At 43.9% G+C, this 3,577-nt stretch carries 5 protein-coding genes; 4 read left to right on the top strand and 1 reads right to left on the bottom strand.

From position 1 onward, the window contains the following. Positions 1-34 precede the first annotated feature (34 nt). Positions 35-385 (bottom strand): hypothetical protein, encoded by a 351-nt coding sequence (locus ACWVCM_RS11600; protein WP_455201916.1) that lies wholly within the window; start codon positions 383-385, stop codon positions 35-37. A gap of 159 nt (positions 386-544) precedes the next feature. Here ACWVCM_RS11600 and sixA point away from each other — a divergent pair, with 159 nt between their 5' ends. The 4 genes from sixA to ACWVCM_RS11580 all read left to right on the top strand — a co-directional run bounded on the left by sixA (position 545) and on the right by ACWVCM_RS11580 (position 3,468). Beyond that, on the top strand, positions 545-1,006 hold the full coding sequence (gene sixA, locus ACWVCM_RS11595; RefSeq protein ID WP_455201915.1) for a phosphohistidine phosphatase SixA: 462 nt from the start codon (positions 545-547) through the stop codon (positions 1,004-1,006). Between the two features lie 31 nt (positions 1,007-1,037). Then, positions 1,038-2,438 (top strand): MBL fold metallo-hydrolase RNA specificity domain-containing protein, encoded by a 1,401-nt coding sequence (locus ACWVCM_RS11590; protein ID WP_455201914.1) that lies wholly within the window; start codon positions 1,038-1,040, stop codon positions 2,436-2,438. Between the two features lie 49 nt (positions 2,439-2,487). Continuing rightward, the gene (locus tag ACWVCM_RS11585) at positions 2,488-2,766 is read left to right on the top strand and encodes a hypothetical protein (protein WP_455201913.1); all 279 of its coding nucleotides are present in this window, start codon (positions 2,488-2,490) and stop codon (positions 2,764-2,766) included. 141 nt (positions 2,767-2,907) lie between these two features. After that, complete coding sequence (locus ACWVCM_RS11580) at positions 2,908-3,468, top strand: class I SAM-dependent methyltransferase (RefSeq protein WP_455201912.1); 561 nt, start codon at positions 2,908-2,910, stop codon at positions 3,466-3,468. Positions 3,469-3,577: the final 109 nt, after the last annotated feature.

Below are 3,577 nucleotides of genomic sequence, written 5' to 3'. Positions count from 1 at the left end.
TCACCTCCTGCCGTCGCCTCCCTCCCTAATAATTCTAATAACCAAATTCTCCGGTCCAGGTGTTATTTTTATAATCCAGTTTTACCCACCGCGGTATAAACTTTTCCGGTTTTTTAATAGGGAAGGTTTCTGTATCTGGATCTTTGCCCCTGATATCATCCACAACGCAATGCTTGGTCATGATCGGGTGAAAATATAAATTCAGTTTTTCATGATTGGAGTTTACAGCAATGAAATCATCGTCGGGCTTTTCCGGAAATAACACGCGCAGTCGAATCAGGCAGCTGAAATACAGTTCAAGTTCTACGTTTAGCGACTGATCCAGCTTATTCAGCCTGGTTTGCGCAGAGGATGTGAGTTTAATATCGACTGTTCTGGTTTCCATTTCGTCCTACCTGCAGGATATGTATAACTATTATCCAATATAGAGTGTCATTTTCGGCAAATATTTCGCCTGCGTCAAAACAGGGCCAGATTTCCTTTGCCAGAATCTCATGACTCTGCTAATTATATCTTTATAACCAGCCACTTACGGAGTATTTGTATGCTTTATCTCGTACAACATGGTGAAGCGGTTACAAAGGAAGTTGACCCCGATCGCCCCCTGTCGACCGAAGGGAATAACGCAGTTTCGCGCCTGGCCGCTTTTTTATCGAGTGCGGGTATTAGCGTTGATCGAGTACTGCATAGTGGTAAAACCAGAGCCAAACAAACCGCCGAAATATTTTCCAAATCGATTTCAGAATCAGGATTAACGGAAGCCATTTCAGGTATTAATCCAAATGATCCTGTTGACGAATTTGCTACTTTCGTCGAGCAATTCAATACACCGACCATGGTCGTCGGTCATTTGCCGTTTATGGCGAAGCTGGTATCTGAATTGTTGATCAGTAGCGACGATGTAGCGCTTGTTGAGTATCAACCGGGATCAGTGCTATGTCTGGATAAGGATGAGAATAACAAGTGGAAAATAAACTGGATGGTGCGGCCCGAATTAATCAAATAATCCTTAGAATCAATGAAAGCAGGCAGGTAGTATGGCACAACTTACATTTTTAGGTTCCACAGAGGGCGTCACTGGTTCACTGTATTTGTTAGAAACAGATCAGGCGCGTGTGTTACTGGAATGCGGGTTATTCCAGGGCGTGAAAGAAGACGGGAAAGTCAATCGTGCGCCATTTCCTTTTGATGTTAACTCTATCGATGCGGTTATTCTATCGCATGCTCATCTGGATCATTCCGGTCGGTTACCGAAACTGGTGAGCGATGGTTACCAGGGGCCTATCTACATGACCAGGCCAACCGGTGAACTGCTTGACATTATGCTAAAAGATTCAGCGTTTCTAAGTATGCGTGACGCGGAGTGGGAAAATAAACGCAGAAAGCGTTCCGGCAAACCTGAAATCGAACCCATTTATAATATGAATGATGTCGAGGCGACGTTAAAGCAAATCGATGGACTGCCATATGCCGAAAAGCATGAAGTTGTGAAAGGTATCGAAGTGACTTTCCATGATGCCGGGCATATATTAGGTTCTGCCATCGTCGAAATTGATATCAAGGAAGGAGGGCATAGTCGTAAACTGGTTTTCTCCGGGGATTTGGGAAACAGTTACGCTGCGTTACTACGCGACCCGGTTGAACTTCAAAAAGCCGATGTTGTTTTACTGGAATCAACCTATGGTGATCGTGACCATCGACCGCTGGAAGAAACACTGGCTGAGTTTCGTGATGTGATATTACAGGCGAACGATAATGGTGGAAACGTGTTAATTCCCGCGTTTGCGGTAGGTAGAACCCAGGAAATTATCTTTTATCTAGGCGAGCTTTACCAGCAGGGTGATCTGAATCATCAGGCGGTTTTTCTGGATAGCCCAATGGCGATCGCTGCAACCGAAGTTTATCATCGATACCAGAATGTCTATAACGAGGAAGATGTTGCTGCTATCAAGCAGACGAAATCAGGTACATTACATAGTTTTCTGCCCGTATTACGCTATTCACGTCGCACGGAAGAATCCATGGCGATTAATAAAATCAGGAATGGCGCTATTATTATTGCCGGCAGTGGTATGTGTGACGGTGGTCGTATCCGCCATCATTTAAAGCATAACTTATGGCGTCGGGATGCCCACGTGATGATTGTCGGTTATCAGGTTTATGGCACTCCCGGCCGCGCGCTCGTTGATGGTGCTGAACATATTCGCATCGTAGGAGAGGATATCGCCGTAAATGCTAAAATTCATACATTGGGTGGTTTTTCAGCGCACGCCGGCCAGCAACAATTAATCGACTGGGTGGCTAATTTCCGAAATGCGCATCCAAAAGTTTATTTAATTCATGGTGAGGATGAGGCTAAAGCAATACTGCGTGAAAAATTGCAGGAAGCTGGAATGGACACAAGTATTCCCGGTAGCAGTGAGACAATCACAATCTAGTATTATTATGACATTCAGGCAAACTTACCCTAGTTTAGATCAGTGGTTGATGTTCGGTGGAACCCTGGGCATTCATGCAATCAACGATGGGTTGCTCAGGATTGAGATCGGGGATGTTGAAGGTTTGTCTGATGATTACGTTTTCGAATGTGAAACTGTCGATGAAGGATTAGCGCTGGCGGAAAAACAGGTAGATCTCCTTATCGCCGATGCAAAGGATTTACAGTCAATGTACCTGTCGGGTGATGTGAAATCAGTTGATCAGGAAGTTATTCGTATCACAGGCGTGCCTCCCATACCCAATCCGCATTACAAAGGCGATCATTGAAAAATTGATAATCATATATTATCACTAATCATCGTGCCAGAATCTAAAACACATCGCGCTTGCCCTCTATGTCATTCCACTAATGTTACAAACTATTACAGTGAGCCAAACCGTGATTTTCTAAAATGCCAACACTGTTTTTTGATTTTTGTACCCAGTATCCACTTTCTTTCTGCAGAAGAAGAAAAATCCCAGTATGACCTGCATCAGAATCATCCCGATGATCAAGGTTACAGAAAATTTCTAAGTCGCCTGTTGATTCCGATGAAAGAAAAACTGAAACCGGGTGATTGTGGCCTGGATTTTGGGTCCGGCCCCGGTCCAACCCTCTCTATCATGTTTGAAGAGCAAGGGTATACTATGAAAATCTACGATCATTTTTATGCAGATGATGGCTATGTATTACAGCAACAATACGATTTTATTACTGCGACAGAAACACTGGAGCACTTGCATCGCCCGAAAACAGAGCTGGAAAGATTATGGAGTATACTTAAACCTGGTGGATGCCTGGGTATCATGACCAAGCTTGTAAAAGATCGTGAGGCGTTTACTCATTGGCACTATAAAAATGACCTGACTCATGTATGTTTCTTTTCGCAACAAACATTTAACTGGTTGGCTGAATTGTGGCAAGCAAGGCTGGAATATTATGGCGATGATGTTATCGTTTTCCAAAAATCCGTTGAGGTGACAGCTTGAAAGAAACAGAAGGCGTTATTAAATACCAGTTGGACTATAAACATGCGCCACCCGTAGCGGCGGACGTGATCAGGGAAATTAATGCATGGCGCAGGATCTTTTTCATGCT

The sequence above is a fragment of the Kaarinaea lacus genome, from assembly GCF_975902315.1.
Note: the sequence above shows the minus strand (reverse complement) of the source record. Positions and strands in the feature narration are given on the sequence as shown.

Bases quoted from the DNA above. Each gene is read 5' to 3' on its own strand.
- ACWVCM_RS11600 (WP_455201916.1), bottom strand. From the start codon at position 385: ATGGAAACCAGAACAGTCGATATTAAACTCACATCCTCTGCGCAAACC.
- sixA (WP_455201915.1), top strand. From the start codon at position 545: ATGCTTTATCTCGTACAACATGGTGAAGCGGTTACAAAGGAAGTTGAC.
- ACWVCM_RS11590 (WP_455201914.1), top strand. From the start codon at position 1,038: ATGGCACAACTTACATTTTTAGGTTCCACAGAGGGCGTCACTGGTTCA.
- ACWVCM_RS11585 (WP_455201913.1), top strand. From the start codon at position 2,488: ATGTTCGGTGGAACCCTGGGCATTCATGCAATCAACGATGGGTTGCTC.